The following is a 16,183-nucleotide window of genomic DNA, read 5'->3' as shown; positions in this document are numbered from 1 at the left end:
GAAAAAATGGGGAGGTGCTATTTATGGGACGTTATACATTACAACGTTTCGCGTACATGATCATTACATTATTTTTAATCACAACTTTAACATTCTTTTTAATGAAGTTGTTGCCAGGTTCTCCGCTTAAAAATCAGGAGAAATTATCACCAGCACAAAAAGAAATCATTTTAGAAAAATATGGATTAAATGATCCGCTACCAGTGCAATATGTGCATTATATGAAAAATTTAGTTCAAGGGGACTTGGGGGTATCATTCCAGTATGATAACCGTCCAGTAACAGATATGATTGTTGGCCGCATTGGTCCATCTGCACAATTAGGTTTTCAAGCGATTGTTTTAGGAACTATTATTGGATTATTATTAGGTATTGTTGCAGCACTTCGTACGAACACGTGGGCTGATTACGGGGCAACGTTCATTTCGGTACTCGGAATGTCTGTACCTGCATTCGTTTTTGCGGCACTACTACAATATTATGTAGCAGTAAGAGCGGGCTGGTTACCGGTAGCGTTTTGGAAAGGGTTTGAATATACAATTCTTCCAACAATTGCATTGTCGGTATCTGTAATAGCTACAATAGCTCGTTTTGCACGTACCGAATTAATAGAAGTTATGCAAGCAGAGTACATTTTAACAGCGAAAGCAAAAGGGATTAGTCAAGGTGTAATTATTGTAAAACACGCACTGCGAAATGCTCTTATTCCGATCATTACGATTTTAGGCCCAATGGTTGCTGCTTTAATGACAGGAACACTTGTTGTTGAGCAAGTATTTGCTGTACCAGGTTTAGGGGAACAGTTCGTTAAGTCTATTCCATTAAACGATTATACAGTTATTATGGGTACAACAATGTTCTATAGTGCAATTTTCATTCTTGTTATCTTTATTGTCGATGTACTATACGGTGTAGTTGATCCTCGTATTCGTTTAGCGGGAGGGAAAAAATGATGAAAGATGTACAAAAAATATCGCCAGATTTATTTCAACCAGCAAATCGCAGCAATACGGATAATGAAGTTATTGCCCGTCCGAGTGTAAAGTTTTGGGAAGATGTAAGAAGACGTCTGTTTCAACATAAAGGCGCAGTTTTTGGAATGATTATTCTTGCTTTAATTATTCTGCTAGCGATTTTTGGTCCGATGATGAGTAAATATTCTTATAAAGATCAAGATTTAGATCGTGCAAAAGTACCGCCGAAAATACCGGTTTTAGAGAAGATCCACTGGCTGCCTTTTGATGGTGTAGACCAATATGGTGTAGATCAGTATGAGAAACGTGATATTAAAGAATATTTCTGGTTTGGTACAGATGATCTTGGCCGTGACATTTGGACAAGAACGTGGGAAGGAACACGAGTATCTTTATATATCGCATTATTAGCAGCAGCAATTGATTTAGTTATTGGGGTTGCATATGGTGGTATCTCCGCATTCTACGGAGGCCGTGTTGATAACTTCATGCAGCGTTTCGTTGAAGTATTAAATGGTATTCCGTACTTAATTATCGTAATTTTAATGGTAATTGTAATGGATCCTGGTATTCTATCAATTACATTAGCGATGACTCTTACAGGATGGATTGGCATGTCACGTATTGTACGTGGACAAGTGTTGAAAATGAAAAATCAAGAGTACGTATTAGCATCACGCACACTTGGAGCAACAAATACACAATTAATTGTAAAACATTTAGTGCCAAACTTAATGGGATCTATCATTGTTATGACAATGTTTACAATTCCACATGCGGTATTCGGAGAAGCTTTCTTAAGTTTCATTGGCCTTGGAATTCAGCCGCCATTAGCATCATTAGGTTCTTTAGTAAGTGATGGGTATAAGTCAATTCAAACATATCCACATATGATGTTTATTCCAGCGACTGTAATTAGTTTGTTGATTTTAGCATTTAACTTATTAGCAGATGGTTTACGTGATGCATTAGATCCAAAAATGCGTAAATAAAGAAGAAAGGAGAGGGAATGATGAAAACTTTGTTAGAAGTAAAAGATTTACAAGTTTCATTCGACACACATGCTGGTGAAGTACAAGCAGTGCGCGGAGTTACTTTTGATTTGAAAAAAGGAGAAACGCTAGCAATTGTGGGGGAATCTGGTTCTGGTAAGTCCGTTACATCTAAAGCGTTGATGGACTTAATTCCAAAGCCGCCAGGGCGCATTAAGAACGGAGAAATTATTTTTGACGGTCGTGATTTAACGAAGCTGTCTGAAAAAGAAATGCAACAAATTCGCGGAAAAGAGATCGCGATGATTTTCCAAGATCCAATGACGTCGTTAAATCCAACGATGACAATTGGTAATCAAATTATGGAAGGTCTTATTAAACATCAAGGAATGAGTAAAGCTGATGCGCGTAAAGTTGCGTTAGAGCTTATCGATCTTGTAGGAATTCCAAATCCAGAGGCACGTCTCAAGCAATATCCGCACCAATTTTCAGGTGGGATGAGACAACGTGTTGTTATTGCGATGGCGCTTGCTTGTAATCCGAAATTATTAATTGCCGATGAGCCGACAACTGCGCTTGATGTAACAATTCAAGCACAAATTTTAGAGCTAATGAAAGACATTCAGCAAAAAACAGAAGCGGCTATCATTTTTATTACGCATGATTTAGGTGTTGTTGCCAATGTAGCGGACCGCGTAGCTGTTATGTATGCAGGGAAAGTTGTAGAGATTGGAACAGTTGATGAAATTTTCTATAACCCGAAACATCCGTATACATGGGGATTATTAGCTTCTATGCCAAGTTTAGAAGGCGGGGAAGAAGAGTTATATGCAATTCCAGGAACGCCGCCAGACTTATTAAAGCCGCCAAAAGGTGATGCATTTGCAGCGCGTAATCCACAGGCATTAAAAATTGACTTTGAAATGGAACCACCTTTCTTTAAAGTAAGTGATACGCATTATGCAGCAACGTGGCTGCTTCATGAACAAGCTCCAAAAGTGGAGCCACCTGAAATTGTCCAAAGACGTATTCGACAAATGAAAGCGGGTGAACAGCATGACTAATAATCGTGAAAAATTAATTGAAGTAAAAAATGTAAAACAATATTTTAACGTGAACGGCGGAGTTGTAAAAGCGATTGATGATGTTACGTTTGATATTTACCGCGGAGAAACATTTGGACTTGTAGGAGAGTCTGGTTCTGGTAAATCAACAACGGGAAGAACAATTATTCGTTTATATGACGCAACAGCAGGAGAAGTATTGTTTGACGGGGAAAATGTACACGGTAAGAAATCACGTGCTGAATTAAAGAAATTTAACCGTAAAATGCAAATGATTTTCCAAGATCCATACGCATCATTAAATCCGCGTATGAGCGTTGGAGATATTATTGCAGAAGGAATTGATATTCACGGTCTTGCTAAAAACAAAGAAGATCGGATGAAGCGTGTGTATGACTTACTTGAGACGGTTGGTTTGAACCGTGAGCATGCAAGTCGTTTCCCGCATGAATTCTCTGGTGGACAACGTCAGCGTATTGGAATTGCAAGGGCGTTAGCTGTAGAACCGGACTTTATTATCGCCGATGAGCCGATTTCGGCACTTGACGTGTCAATTCAGGCGCAAGTGGTTAACTTATTGAAACAGCTACAAAAAGAAAAAGGTTTAACATACTTATTTATTGCCCATGATTTATCGATGGTAAAATACATTAGTGATCGCATCGGTGTTATGTATCACGGGAAAATCGTGGAACTTGCAACGAGTGAAGAGTTATACGAGCATCCAATTCATCCGTATACAAAATCACTACTATCGGCAATTCCGCTTCCAGATCCAGATTATGAGCGTAATCGTAAACGTATCGTATACGATCCGTCTCAGCATCAATATGGTAATGAAGTGCCGGAAATGCGCGAAGTTCGCCCAGGACATTTCGTTCTTTGCTCAGAGGCTGAGTATAAGAAATATAAAGAAATCTATCAATAAGAGAAACCGAGCACATGGAAAATGTGCTCGGTTTTTTGTTTTTAGAAGAACACTTAACAACAAAGAGAGAAAGCATAGTATTTTGTACAAAATATATATCATAAAAATCCTACAATTATATTCAGATAATTTAAATAAGTTAAAAAATAACAAAAAATCAATAAATACATTGATGTTAAAACGAGGAGAAGGTATAAAATGTTAACAGAAAATTTTCATAAAATAGAAAAATAAATATACAAATAATCAATTTGTATGTATAATATGAATTGTTAGAACTTAATCACTTTTTATTATTTTCAATGAAAGATCTAACATTTTGGAGGAGGGTATAATATATGAAGAAAAAGGTGCCGGTGCTACTTGCATCAACATTGACAGTAAGCATGATTCTAGGGGGATGCGGATATTCAAAAGATGATTCGCAGGCGAAAGCAAAAGGGGACACAAGTAGTGCGAAGCAAGTAATCAATATGGTTGAAACAACTGAGCTTCCAACGATGGATACAACATTAACAACAGACGCAGCATCTTCAAGCGTAATGAACAATGCAATGGAAGGGTTATATCGTCTTGGAAAAGATCAAAAATTAGTTCCAGGTGTTGCCGAGTCGTATGACAAATCAACAGATGGAAAGAAATATACATTTAAATTACGTAAAGATGCAAAATGGTCAAATGGGGACCCTGTAACAGCAAAAGATTTTGTGTATTCTTGGCAACGAGCAGTAAATCCAGATACAGCTGCAAAATCTGCTTACATTATGTTTGATGTGAAGAATGCAGAGAAGATCAATATGAAACAATTGCCAGCAGACCAATTAGGTGTCAAAGCAGTTGATGATTATACATTCGAAGTAGAACTAGACAATCCAGTTCCGTATTTTGTAAATTTAACAGTATATCCGCTGTTCTTCCCGCTTAATGAAAAATTCGTAAAAGAACAAGGTCAAAAGCATGGGCTAGAAGCAAATACAACATTATATAATGGTCCATTTGTATTAAGTGAATGGAAACATGAGCAAAGCTTCCAATTAAAGAAAAATCCATCTTATTGGGATAATAAAACAGTTAAATTAGAGGAAATCAACTATAATATCGTAAAAGAGACAGGAACAGCGGTAAATTTATATGAAACAAAAGCAGTTGACCGTGTTCTTTTATCAGCAGAATTTGTAGATAAATATAGAAAAGATAGCGGTTTTAAAACGACAAGTGATCCAACAGTATTCTTCTTACGTTTAAATCAAAAGAATCCTGCTTTAGCAAATAAAAATATTCGTAAAGCGATTTCTCTAGGGTTTGAACGCAACGGTATGATAAATACAATGTTGAATAACGGTTCAAAAGCAGCTGGCGGCTTAGTTCCAGAAGACTTTGTTAAGAATTCTGACGGGAAAGATTTCCGTAAAGAAAATGGAAAGCTTGCAAAAGTGGATCTGAAAGAAGCGAAAAAGTATTGGGAAGCTGGTAAAAAAGAGCTTGGAAAAGACACAATTGAATTAACGTTATTAAACTCTGATACAGAATTAGCGAAGAAAATTAGTGAGTTTTTAAAAGGTGAATTAGAAAAGAATTTACCAGGCTTAAAACTAAATGTGAAAGTACAACCTTTTGCACAAGTGTTAAAGTTAGAGAGCAGTGGTGATTATGATATCTCATATAGCGGTTGGGGACCAGACTACCCAGATGCAATGACATTCCTTGATTTATTTGTAACAAACGGTGCACAAAATAAAATGGGCTATTCAAATGCTCAATATGATGAACTGATTACAAAGGCTAAGAAAGAAGGATCTGATGTAAAAGGACGTTGGAATAATCTTTCGAAAGCAGAAAAAATCCTATTCGATGATGCGGCGATTGCACCAATCTATCAACGTGGAAGAGCATTTTTAGAGCGTGAAACAATAAAAGATCTTTACATCAATAAATATGGTCCAGAGCTAAGCTTTAAATGGACTTCTGTAGGAAAATAATACGCATGAAAAAAGAAGCAGGATTCGAATCCTGCTTCTTTTTTTAATACGTATGTTTTTTATAAATTCCCTTACCGCCAACTTGATTCCAGCCAGTTTGCACTTCGGCAGATTTATTTACGAATTTCATTTTGTCTTTGCGGCCAAACAATTTTTCGCCGATCCCATTTGTTACAACCCCAATAGTTGCGGTGATCCCAATGACTAATGCTGCAACGATTACAAAATCAAGAAAAAAAGCTCCCATATGTAATCCCCCTTTGCACAAGTATAGTTATATTGTATGTTGAAAAAGACAAAAAAAAAAGAATTGTTTGATAAAAAGAGTGTATTTGTGTAGACGGCGGGAAAGTAGTTTGATAAAATAAATCAAGAACAGACGTTCCTTTGTTTTCTTGTATACATACTTTTCTTACAAAATGCACATCTTTTGCATAACTTTTATGTATATTATGAAGAAAAATTATTGTATATTTCTCTTCTGTTCTATTGTATAATGAATTATAGAAGTTACTTATTTAAAGTAATTATTTTTTTAGAGAAGTTCGCTTACAGGTTTAGAAGTTCTTTATTTTTAGATAAGTAATCATGAGTAATACAAAATTTGTTTGAATGTAATTATAAAAATGTGAAATAGTACAGAATTTGTACTCTTTTAAGGAGAGTGAGTAATGTATGGTAACACTATATAGTTCTCCAAGTTGTACGTCTTGTAGAAAAGCGAAATTATGGTTAGAGGAAAACCATATTCCTTATACAGAACGTAATATTTTCTCTGATCCATTATCGATTGAGGAAATTAAAGAGATTTTACGTATGACGGAAAGCGGAACAGATGAGATTATTTCAACTCGTTCTAAAATTTTTCAAGAATTGAATATTAATTTAGAATCTTTACCTCTTCAAGATTTATATAAGCTTATTCGCGATTACCCAGGTATTCTTCGTCGTCCTATTATCATTGATGAAAAACGCCTGCAAGTTGGTTATAACGAAGATGAAATTCGTCGTTTCTTACCACGAACAGTGAGAACGTTCCAATTGCGAGAAGCGCAGCGTCTTGTAAATTAATATAATATGCAAAAGGAACTGATTCCCTCTCCTGTTTTAGCAGGATGAGTGAATCAGTTCCTTTTCATTTTGTACGGAGGATATACTGTACATTTCGTCAAACGACCGATATTTTACAGAAATCCATTTTGATTTTTCAACATATATGTAGCTGCTATGCATGGCCAGATGCTCTCGTCCCCCTAAAAAGAAATGGGGTTTTTATTTGTATTTATAGCAGACAGCAAAAGTCTGATAATAATCAATGATAAATAGTTCAAGTATTTCGCAGCTTTACTTGGTTTACAACAATTCCAACTAGTAGCACCGTAATCATAAAAAGAAAGGGAATGCTTGCCGTGAAAAGTGGTTTTGTCTCGAAAAATGATCTAAGATTTTCTTCATGTGTTACCATGCTGCCTGCTGTGTAAGCTAAGATTGTAGCGCCGATATAGACGAGAAGAGGAAATCTTTCCATGCATAATAAAATAAGCTTACTTCCCCAAATAATAATAGGAATAGAAATGAGTAATCCGAGAATAACTAATGTAATATTTCCATGAGAAGCTCCTGCGATTGCAAGTACATTATCAAATCCCATAACAAGATCTGCGAAAACGATTGTTCGCACAGCTTGGAATAATGTTGTCTTTGCCTTAATACTAGAAAGATCATGGCTGTTATCTGTAAGCAGATTGATTGCAATGAAAGTGAGTAAAATGCCACCTGCTAATTGCAAAAAGGGAATATTAAGTAAATAAACGGCCATTATTGTGAGTAGGATACGTAATATGATGGCTAAACCAGTGCCTAAAACAATAGCTTTATTCCGTTCTGTCTCTGGTAAGTTTCGACTAGCGAGTGCAATGACAATTGCGTTATCGCCGCCTAATACAACATCAATACCAACGATTATAAAGATGGATGTGAGAAAGTCTAAATCCATTCAGTTTGCCTCCATTTACTCAGTCCTAATAGAGAGAAATATCGTCTATTAGGAGCGGATTTGTTTTCAGTCACGTCATAGGTAAGAGATATATGGACAGCCGATGTATTTGTAAGCTTGTTTCGTTTACATCATATGCAGGAAAAAAGAATATAGGACAATCATTTCCGGTGATAGCATGTCCAATGTTTTTTCTGAAATAAGAAGAGGGAATCCATTTTAACTTTCGACTCTATTAGTTGATGCTACGAAGAAACAACATGACCGCTGTGATGCTAGGCCAGATGCTCTCGCCCATAAAAAGAAAGTATTTTAGTTCGGTTTTTGATTTTCAACATATAAATCGCGGCTATGAAGAAAAAAGGTGCTTTGCACTCGCTATCTCCCTTTGTTTTAAATCCCGCCCGTGGCAGAAAAAGGCCCTGACCGCTCCTATGCATGGTCAGAAGCACTCGCCTAACTAAAAAAAGCGTTTTTTTCAATTTGTATGTATATATTGAATGAGAAATTAGGTAAATGACTGTTTTTTTGGTAAATAAGGTGATTTTATTTCCATTCTGGTGCATCTTATCATAAAATGAGAGTACAAGATTCTAATTTTTTTGTAATATGATTGGGGAGTCCCTTCATAACCATTCCAAATAGGAAGGGAAAGGTGCATTATGGATATTGAAAGAGTTAATGATCATACGATGAAATTTTATATCTCGTACATTGATATAGAAGACCGTGGATTTAACCGTGAAGACATTTGGTATAATCGCGATAAAAGTGAACAATTATTTTGGGAAATGATGGATGAAGCGCGTGACCATGATGACTTTTTTATAGACGGGCCGCTTTGGATTCAAGTGCAGGCACTTGAAAAGGGAATTGAGGTACTTGTAACGAAAGCACAGCTTTCGAAAGACGGACAAAAATTAGAATTACCAATTGGTCTTGATAAGATTATCGATATTCCTTTAGATGAGCGAATTGAATCGTTATTTGAGCAGGAATTAGAAGAGGCAGAAGCAGGAGCAATTTTTAACGAAGATGGTACATTCGGTTTTTTAATTAAATTTGACGACTTTGAGCATGTTATTTCATTAAGTCATCGACTTATATTTGAAGAGATAAAAGATGAATTATATTCATTTGAAAACCGCTATTATGTATATGTCGAGTTTGATGAGGTAGTGCACGATGAAGAGGAAATTGACCGTATTTTAAGCGTGATGTTAGAATATGGCGAGGAATCCGCTTTAACAATTCATCGTGTTCGTGAATATGGAAAGCAAATTGTTACTGAAGGGGCACTTGAAACGATTCGTCATCATTTTTCTCCTGGAATGTAGGCCGATTTCCTTATAATGAAATCGGCTTTTTAAATGCACATATACGAACCGTGATTGTAAGTAAGGAGGGCGGATATGAAAAATACGTTGAAGCTATTGTTCTTTTTAATTGGTTTATTTGTGGTATTTATTTCGTTGCGTCTATTTATTGATGTAGCATTTTATTCAGATGTAATTGGTATTAAAGATATTTCGTTTTTAGGAATTTTAAGTATTTTATTTACAATATCAGGGTTTCTAATTGGTTTTGTCATTTTTTTGGAAAATCGTCATCCCTCGAAAACACTAACTTGGTTAATTGTACTTGGCATTTTTCCGGTAATCGGTTTTTTTGCATATCTTCTGTTCGGACAAAATTTTCGAAGGAAACGAATGTTTCAAAAGAAAGCGCTTTTAGACGAACAAGCATTTTTACAGTATAAAGGGCATGAGTACGATCAAGATCGTATATTGAAAAAGCATGAACATCAAGAATTGTTATTTCGGTTAGCTGATCGTTTAGGGGCATTAAATATTTCCTTTCATACGGAAACGAAAGTATTAACAAATGGGAAAGAGACATTTCAAGCTATTTTAGATGGATTGAAAAAGGCAAAGCATCATATTCATATGGAATATTATATTGTGCGTGATGATAAAATTGGTACAAAAATTAAGGACATTCTTATTCAAAAAGCAAAAGAGGGTGTAAGCGTTCGATTTTTATATGATGCTGTAGGGAGTTTTAAACTTTCAAACACATATATTGAGGAATTGAACAATGCCGGTGTTGAAATGGTTCCGTTTTTTCCTGTACGTTTTCCTATTTTAAACGACAAGATTAACTATCGAAATCACCGGAAAATTATTGTTGTTGACGGAAATGAAGGGTTTGTTGGCGGTTTAAATATTGGGGACGAGTATTTAGGAGAAAATAAATATTTTGGTTTTTGGCGAGACACTCATTTGTATTTACGAGGCGAAGCTGTGCGAAGTTTACAACTTATCTTTTTACAAGATTGGTTTTATATGACGGGGGAAGCTGTATTAACTCCTGATTATTTACAGGCGGATGTTGTAAAAGGGGATGAACAGGGAGGTGTGCAGCTCGTTGCAGGCGGACCTGATAATAAGTGGGAAACGATTAAGCATTTATATTTTGCAATGATTGCCTCGGCACGAAAATCAATTTGGATTGCAACGCCATATTTTATTCCAGATGATGATATTTTATCAGCATTAAAAGTAGCGGCCTTAGCAGGTATTGATGTTCGATTGTTAATGCCGAGCAAACCGGATAAGAGGACGGTATTTTATGCGTCACGTTCTTATTTTCCAGAATTATTAGAGGCAGGCGTCAAGATATATGAATATGAAAAAGGATTTCTACACAGCAAGGTTGTGATTGTTGATTCTGATTTGGCGTCAATTGGAACGGCAAATATGGATATGAGAAGTTTTCATTTGAATTTTGAAGTGAACGCTTTTTTATATGATACAAACAGTATTCGCAAACTTGTGACCGATTTTGAAAAAGATTTGCAGGTGTCGAATGAAATTCATGTCGATCGTTTTAATAACCGTCGTCTTGTGATGCGGATTGTAGAATCGACATACCGTTTATTATCTCCGTTACTTTAAAGGCTCATGGAAATGAGTCTTTTTTGTATCCCGCTACTTTAGGGCAGTATCTTCTAGTGTCTCAAGACGAAAAAACTGCCCGTAAGAGCCCGATTGGTGAGAGCTTTCCTTCAGTAGGAAAAGGTGCTTACTGAAGGAAGTTTCACCTTATCTAGGCAGGAACTTGTTTGTTATTGTCGAATAGTCCATACGGAAGAAAGGGATGATTCTATGTTTGTTGCGAAGAGAGAAAATGGAGAAGAAATTCATCTTCTTCATGGATGGCAGGAAAAGCAGCTTATGATGTTACGGGAGAACGAGCGCTTTTTCTGTCCCATTTGTCATTACGAAGTACAGCTGAAATTAGGAAAACAAAAGCAGTGGCACTTTGCACATAAGAAATCACATAGCTGTAAAGTTGAATTTGAAAATGAATCGGCGTACCATTTGCGGGGGAAAGAGCAGTTATACAGATGGTTTCAGTCACAAGTTTGTTCAATAAAGATAGAGCACTATTTACCAGCGATTCAGCAGCGGCCGGATTTGTTTGTAACAATTGATAATCGGCAAATTGCAATTGAATATCAATGCGCAACTTTATCAGAGAAGCAGTTGTTAAAACGAACAGAAGGGTATTGGAAAGAAGGGATTCAAATATTATGGATTTTAGGAGGGAATCAATTCAAACGTCACGGGGCATATTGGTTGTCGCTATCCTCTTTTCATTCCTGCTGTGTGCAATATTATCCAAATCCATATCTCCTCTATTTTTGTCCTAATGTAAAAGCTTTTTTCAAATGTAATCTTCTTTTACCTTTTTCCTCGTCGATCGTTTTTTCACATGCAATTTATTTTCCTCTTCCTATCACTACATTCAAAACCCTTCTTACAACATCACCTATTTCCATTGAACGTTTAGAAAAAGAGTGGATGAATAAAAAACAGCGCTTCCGAGCAAATGGCATTCATATGTGGAAGCAGGGGGAGCGTTCTTTTTTAGAGCTTCTTTATGAGAATCGTATATCTCCTTCTTGTTTTCCTGCTGAAATAGGTGTTCCGTTACCATCGCTTTTGGCATTTCGTACGCATTCTTTCATATGGCAAGCTTATATTTTAATTGAGCTACTGGGAAAATTTGCGGTAGGAGAATATTTTTCATTGCATACTGTTTTTCAGTATGTGGAACAACATAGGGGGATTCGTAGAAGGTCCCTGCCATATTTTCCGCAAATATTTTGGCAGCAAGCAGTGAGAGAATATATGCGATTTTTATGTGTAATTGGGGAAATTGAGCAAGTTGATGTTTACAAATATCGAAAAATACGTTGTTTTTTTGTTCCTAAAACAGAAGAGGAAGTGCAGAAATTTGATCGCTTATTTTTAACAGAGGCTCTTATGCTTTTGGAAGCAAAGTACAACATGAGTGAAGTGAAAACGGATATAATAGAAAAGTACCCAGGAGGAATTACATAAGAAGAATCGAATTGTACTATATAAATACGAATTGAAAGAACAGCATAAAACCCTTTCCTTTTAGGTGAACGAGAGCATCTGGCCGTGCATAGCAGCGGTCAGGGCCTTTTTCTGCCACGGGCACGATTTAAAACAAAAGGAGAAGGCAAGTAGCGATCATATTGTTTCTGCATGGCGGCGACTTGTATGTTGAAAAATCAAAATGGATTTATATAGGGGATATGAATAAGGAGGGTTTACAAATGACTGAACCAAAAACTGTAAAAGCACTGCCAGCGCGTAGCGAGATTGAAGTAGAAAACACGTGGCGCTTAGAAGATATTTTCCAAACGGATGCAGAGTGGGAAACGGAATTTCAAGCGGTAAAAGAACTATTACCAAAGCTGATGGAATTTAAAGGAAAACTTGGAGAGTCAGCAAATACATTGCTAGAGGCACTGCAATATGAAGATGAGATATCAATGCGTCTTGGCAAACTGTATACATACGCACATATGCGCTATGACCAAGATACAACAAATTCATCTTATCAAGCGTTAAATGATCGTGCAAAAAGTTTATACTCTCAAGCGTCAAGTGGCATGGCGTACATTGTGCCAGAAATTTTAACAATTGAAGAAGAGACATTACAATCATTTTTACAAGAAAATAAAGAATTAAAGGTATATGAGCATGCATTAGAAGAAATTACGCGTCAACGTCCTCACGTATTATCAGAGGCGGAAGAAGCGTTATTAGCTCAAGCTTCTGAGGTTATGGGTGCATCTAGTAACACGTTTGGTATACTAAATAACGCAGACTTGAAATTCCCATCTATTCAAGATGAAAATGGGGAAGAGGTAGAAGTGACGCATGGACGTTATATTCAATTTTTAGAAAGTGATGATCCTCGTGTGCGCCATGATGCATTTCATGCTGTATATGAAACGTATGGGAAATATAAGAATACATTTGCAAGCACATTAAACGGTGCAATTAAGCGAAATAATTTTTATGCAAGTGTCCGTAAATATGATTCTGCTCGCCAAGCTGCGCTGAGCAATAATAATATTCCAGAGTCTGTGTATGATCAACTTGTGGAAACAGTAAATGAAAATTTACATTTATTACATCGTTACATTGATATTCGGAAACGAGCACTTGGATTAGATGAATTGCACATGTACGATTTATACACACCGCTCGTACCAGAAGTGAAAATGAACGTCACATATAAAGAAGCGCAAGATATGCTCTTACAATCATTACATGTACTTGGGGAAGAGTATGTTGAAATTTTACAAGAAGCATATGAAAATCGCTGGGTAGATGTATATGAAAATAAAGGGAAACGAAGCGGCGCTTATTCATCTGGTGCATATGGAACAAATCCATATGTATTAATGAACTGGCATGATAATGTAAATAATTTATTTACGCTTGCGCACGAGTTCGGTCACTCTGTGCATAGTTACTATACAAGAAAAACGCAGCCTTACGTGTATGGTGATTATTCGATTTTCGTCGCGGAGGTAGCGTCTACATGTAATGAGGCACTTCTCAATGACTACTTATTAAAAACGACAGATGATAAGAAGAAGCGCCTATACTTATTGAATCATTATTTAGAAGGTTTCCGTGGCACAGTATTCCGTCAAACTATGTTTGCTGAGTTTGAACATGTGATTCATCAAAAAGTGCAAGAAGGTCATGCAGTAACACCAGATATGTTAACGGACATTTACTATGAGCTAAATAAAAAGTATTTCGGCGATAGCTTAGTTATCGATAAAGAAATTGGTTTAGAGTGGTCCCGTATTCCACATTTCTATTACAACTATTATGTATATCAATATGCAACGGGCTTCAGTGCAGCAACTGCTCTATCAAAACAAATTTTAGAAGAAGGTAAGCCAGCTGTAGAACGTTACATTAATGAGTTCTTACAAGCAGGAAGCTCTGACTATCCAATTGAAGTATTGAAAAAAGCTGGTGTTGATATGACGTCATCAGAGCCTGTAAAGGAAGCAATGCAAGTATTTGAAGAGAAATTAAATGAATTAGAAGCACTTCTATTCGAAGAGAAGTAGAAAGAAAACGAGAGTCGCATGACTCTCGTTTTTTTGTTAAAACCCTTTGAAACGCTTTTGGTTATTGAAATAAGATACAGCGAATATAATTGCTCCAAATAAAAGTGGAAGTGCTAAAATAAGCGGAAACACTTGTAATAATGAGAGAACGTATAAACAAAAAAACAAAAAAATAATACAAAGGAGTAATACAAGATAGGATTTTTTCAATGAAAACCCTCCTAAAAAGACTCTTTATATATTGTATTCTAAAATGAAAACGTTTAGAATGTGACAGAAATGTGAAATTCGACAAAAAAGGTTGTCAATTAACGTCGAATCTTGTAATATAATAAACGTGAACGAATTCACATACAAACATATACCCCTTTGTTTGAACGTGAAATTTCTCCCATCCCCTTTAATATTTTTATAAGCCGTAAAGAAAACGACCTAGTGTTTACACTAGGTCGTTTTCCTTTGTAATCCATTTCCAATAATGTTCTCGGTTTATATCAATCATGCGCACTTTTCTCTTCAGTAACAATTTTTTCATTTCTCGTTCTGTTTCATTTTCAGAGTAATTATAAATAAAAGCAATTTCTTTTGTTGATATAAACTGAACATGCTCTAGTAATAGTTCTAGAGAAGGAAGTGGTTGTGGCTCAATTTCTTCTTTTACAATTTCTTTTAATACTTGTACGTATACATCGTAACAATAAATACCGCCAATTTTAATTCCTTCTTCGTTTGAATTTGCATGAAAGAAAACGAGAGAAGGAATTTCTGTAATGTGCATTTCATTCGTAAATTTTAAATCGCATTGAAATGCTTTTGCTGCACTTACAGAATGTAAATCTTGTTTGAATTCTTCCACATCAATTCCACTTTGCTTCGCACATATGAGCAGCGTATCTATGTTTGGTTTTGCTATATTTTCGAGTAAAATGCACTCTTGGAGTTTTCGTAAAAATTTCGAACCTGCTTTTCGACCTTGTAATTCTGCCGCTTTAATTGCAAGTGAAGTGATATATGGAGTTGATGCGCCGCTGTGCATATATACTTTTCCGTCGCAAGAAAACCCTTGTAAACTTGTTGTTTTCTCCCACACAAATCGAATATTAGCAGGTTTATTCCATTTGTGTGATGGGGAAATAGCCCCTTCTACCTTACCAGTAACAATGTGACGGAGTGAAAAGTATTTTCCATATTCGAGCCATAATTTAATTATTAATGGCTCAATTTCCCAACAATCTTTACATAGTGGATCAATAAATAAATATGCTTCTACAGACTTAGGCTCACATTTTGAAGAAGAGATTGGTACAGTATGTTTTGATTCCTGTTTATCCATTAAGCTTCACCTGTTTCAGGAGTATTAACCATATGCTGTGCAGTTAATGTTAAACGTTCAAATATAAAATCACGAATCGGTCCGTGTACATCCGTATCATCCATTGCTTGCTCCATACAGGAGAGCCAGGCTTTTGCTCGCTTTGGTGTAATTTCGAATGGCAGATGGCGAGCGCGTAGCATGGGATGACCATGCTCTTCTGTATAAAGGCTCGGTCCTCCTAAATATTGCGTTAAAAATTGTTTTTGCTTCCTAGCAGTTTCTGTTAAATCGTCTGGGAAGATGGGAGATAAGTCAGGGTGTTTACTGACATAGGAATAAAATGTATCGACTAATCTTGCAATGCCTTGTTCACCGCCAATTGCTTCAAATGGTGTCGTTGGTTGCTTGTTCATCCTTATAACTCCTTTTTCCATCAAATATATCTATCCCCGCTATT

Annotated in this window: 15 protein-coding genes; 10 read left to right on the top strand and 5 right to left on the bottom strand. The window is 36.2% G+C overall.

The features are described from left to right. The first annotated feature begins 23 nt into the window (after window positions 1-23). From opp3b to WAZ07_RS09135, 5 genes are all read left to right on the top strand, one after another. Window positions 24-953 carry an oligopeptide ABC transporter permease gene (opp3b, locus tag WAZ07_RS09155; RefSeq protein WP_336472182.1) on the top strand — a complete coding sequence of 310 codons (930 nt, stop codon included), beginning with the start codon at window positions 24-26 and terminating at the stop codon, window positions 951-953. Then, window positions 950-1,966 carry an oligopeptide ABC transporter permease gene (gene opp3C, locus WAZ07_RS09150; RefSeq protein ID WP_336472181.1) on the top strand — a complete coding sequence of 339 codons (1,017 nt, stop codon included), beginning with the start codon at window positions 950-952 and terminating at the stop codon, window positions 1,964-1,966. Before opp3b ends, opp3C begins: the two co-directional genes overlap by 4 nt. 20 nt (window positions 1,967-1,986) lie before the next feature. After that, a complete protein-coding gene (locus tag WAZ07_RS09145) occupies window positions 1,987-3,030 on the top strand; it encodes an ABC transporter ATP-binding protein (protein WP_396547189.1) in 1,044 nt (347 codons plus the stop codon). Continuing rightward, window positions 3,023-3,958 (top strand): ABC transporter ATP-binding protein, encoded by a 936-nt coding sequence (locus WAZ07_RS09140; protein ID WP_336472179.1) that lies wholly within the window; start codon window positions 3,023-3,025, stop codon window positions 3,956-3,958. The genes WAZ07_RS09145 and WAZ07_RS09140 overlap by 8 nt, the downstream gene beginning before the upstream one ends. A gap of 338 nt (window positions 3,959-4,296) precedes the next feature. Then, entirely contained in the window at window positions 4,297-5,937 is a 1,641-nt protein-coding gene (locus tag WAZ07_RS09135; protein WP_336472178.1) for a peptide ABC transporter substrate-binding protein, read from the top strand. A gap of 43 nt (window positions 5,938-5,980) precedes the next feature. Here WAZ07_RS09135 and WAZ07_RS09130 read toward each other — a convergent pair whose 3' ends face one another. Then, window positions 5,981-6,184 carry a hypothetical protein gene (locus WAZ07_RS09130; RefSeq protein ID WP_090915838.1) on the bottom strand — a complete coding sequence of 68 codons (204 nt, stop codon included), beginning with the start codon at window positions 6,182-6,184 and terminating at the stop codon, window positions 5,981-5,983. A gap of 428 nt (window positions 6,185-6,612) precedes the next feature. Here WAZ07_RS09130 and spx point away from each other — a divergent pair, with 428 nt between their 5' ends. Next, entirely contained in the window at window positions 6,613-7,008 is a 396-nt protein-coding gene (spx, locus tag WAZ07_RS09125) for a transcriptional regulator Spx (protein WP_090915839.1), read from the top strand. A 256-nt stretch (window positions 7,009-7,264) separates the two neighbouring features. On the opposite strand, the gene WAZ07_RS09120 is transcribed toward spx, so the two are convergent. Further along, entirely contained in the window at window positions 7,265-7,933 is a 669-nt protein-coding gene (locus WAZ07_RS09120) for a TerC family protein (RefSeq protein WP_336472177.1), read from the bottom strand. 662 nt (window positions 7,934-8,595) lie between these two features. On the opposite strand from WAZ07_RS09120, the gene mecA reads away from it, so the two are divergent. From mecA to pepF, 4 genes are all read left to right on the top strand, one after another. Next, window positions 8,596-9,270 carry an adaptor protein MecA gene (mecA, locus tag WAZ07_RS09115; RefSeq protein WP_336472176.1) on the top strand — a complete coding sequence of 225 codons (675 nt, stop codon included), beginning with the start codon at window positions 8,596-8,598 and terminating at the stop codon, window positions 9,268-9,270. A 75-nt stretch (window positions 9,271-9,345) separates the two neighbouring features. Continuing rightward, window positions 9,346-10,890 (top strand): cardiolipin synthase, encoded by a 1,545-nt coding sequence (gene cls / locus WAZ07_RS09110; RefSeq protein WP_090915845.1) that lies wholly within the window; start codon window positions 9,346-9,348, stop codon window positions 10,888-10,890. 210 nt (window positions 10,891-11,100) lie between these two features. Beyond that, entirely contained in the window at window positions 11,101-12,342 is a 1,242-nt protein-coding gene (locus tag WAZ07_RS09105; protein WP_336472175.1) for a competence protein CoiA, read from the top strand. A gap of 242 nt (window positions 12,343-12,584) precedes the next feature. Further along, window positions 12,585-14,411, top strand: a complete 1,827-nt coding sequence (gene pepF / locus WAZ07_RS09100; RefSeq protein WP_336472174.1) for an oligoendopeptidase F — start codon at window positions 12,585-12,587, stop codon at window positions 14,409-14,411. A gap of 36 nt (window positions 14,412-14,447) precedes the next feature. Here pepF and WAZ07_RS09095 read toward each other — a convergent pair whose 3' ends face one another. The 3 genes from WAZ07_RS09095 to WAZ07_RS09085 all read right to left on the bottom strand — a co-directional run bounded on the left by WAZ07_RS09095 (window position 14,448) and on the right by WAZ07_RS09085 (window position 16,139). Beyond that, window positions 14,448-14,621, bottom strand: a complete 174-nt coding sequence (locus WAZ07_RS09095) for a hypothetical protein (protein WP_090915851.1) — start codon at window positions 14,619-14,621, stop codon at window positions 14,448-14,450. Between the two features lie 229 nt (window positions 14,622-14,850). Continuing rightward, complete coding sequence (locus tag WAZ07_RS09090; protein WP_336472173.1) at window positions 14,851-15,744, bottom strand: ClpXP adapter SpxH family protein; 894 nt, start codon at window positions 15,742-15,744, stop codon at window positions 14,851-14,853. Next, window positions 15,744-16,139: a globin domain-containing protein gene (locus WAZ07_RS09085; RefSeq protein ID WP_090915855.1), complete on the bottom strand. Its 396-nt coding sequence runs from the start codon at window positions 16,137-16,139 to the stop codon at window positions 15,744-15,746. Before WAZ07_RS09085 ends, WAZ07_RS09090 begins: the two co-directional genes overlap by 1 nt. Window positions 16,140-16,183: the final 44 nt, after the last annotated feature.

This window comes from Bacillus bruguierae, from assembly GCF_037104725.1.
In the GTDB taxonomy this organism is placed as follows: Bacteria; Bacillota; Bacilli; order Bacillales; family Bacillaceae_G; genus Bacillus_A; species Bacillus_A bruguierae.
The sequence above is the reverse complement of the archived record's forward strand: the minus strand, read 5'-3'. Positions and strand labels throughout refer to the sequence as shown.

Coding starts and splice junctions, on each gene's coding strand:
- WAZ07_RS09145 (WP_396547189.1), top strand. CDS start 1,987: ATGAAAACTTTGTTAGAAGTAAAAGATTTACAAGTTTCATTCGACACA.
- WAZ07_RS09120 (WP_336472177.1), bottom strand. CDS start 7,933: ATGGATTTAGACTTTCTCACATCCATCTTTATAATCGTTGGTATTGAT.
- WAZ07_RS09105 (WP_336472175.1), top strand. CDS start 11,101: ATGTTTGTTGCGAAGAGAGAAAATGGAGAAGAAATTCATCTTCTTCAT.
- pepF (WP_336472174.1), top strand. CDS start 12,585: ATGACTGAACCAAAAACTGTAAAAGCACTGCCAGCGCGTAGCGAGATT.
- cls (WP_090915845.1), top strand. CDS start 9,346: ATGAAAAATACGTTGAAGCTATTGTTCTTTTTAATTGGTTTATTTGTG.
- WAZ07_RS09135 (WP_336472178.1), top strand. CDS start 4,297: ATGAAGAAAAAGGTGCCGGTGCTACTTGCATCAACATTGACAGTAAGC.
- mecA (WP_336472176.1), top strand. CDS start 8,596: ATGGATATTGAAAGAGTTAATGATCATACGATGAAATTTTATATCTCG.
- WAZ07_RS09140 (WP_336472179.1), top strand. CDS start 3,023: ATGACTAATAATCGTGAAAAATTAATTGAAGTAAAAAATGTAAAACAA.
- opp3b (WP_336472182.1), top strand. CDS start 24: ATGGGACGTTATACATTACAACGTTTCGCGTACATGATCATTACATTA.
- WAZ07_RS09090 (WP_336472173.1), bottom strand. CDS start 15,744: ATGGATAAACAGGAATCAAAACATACTGTACCAATCTCTTCTTCAAAA.
- spx (WP_090915839.1), top strand. CDS start 6,613: ATGGTAACACTATATAGTTCTCCAAGTTGTACGTCTTGTAGAAAAGCG.
- WAZ07_RS09130 (WP_090915838.1), bottom strand. CDS start 6,184: ATGGGAGCTTTTTTTCTTGATTTTGTAATCGTTGCAGCATTAGTCATT.
- WAZ07_RS09085 (WP_090915855.1), bottom strand. CDS start 16,139: ATGAACAAGCAACCAACGACACCATTTGAAGCAATTGGCGGTGAACAA.
- opp3C (WP_336472181.1), top strand. CDS start 950: ATGATGAAAGATGTACAAAAAATATCGCCAGATTTATTTCAACCAGCA.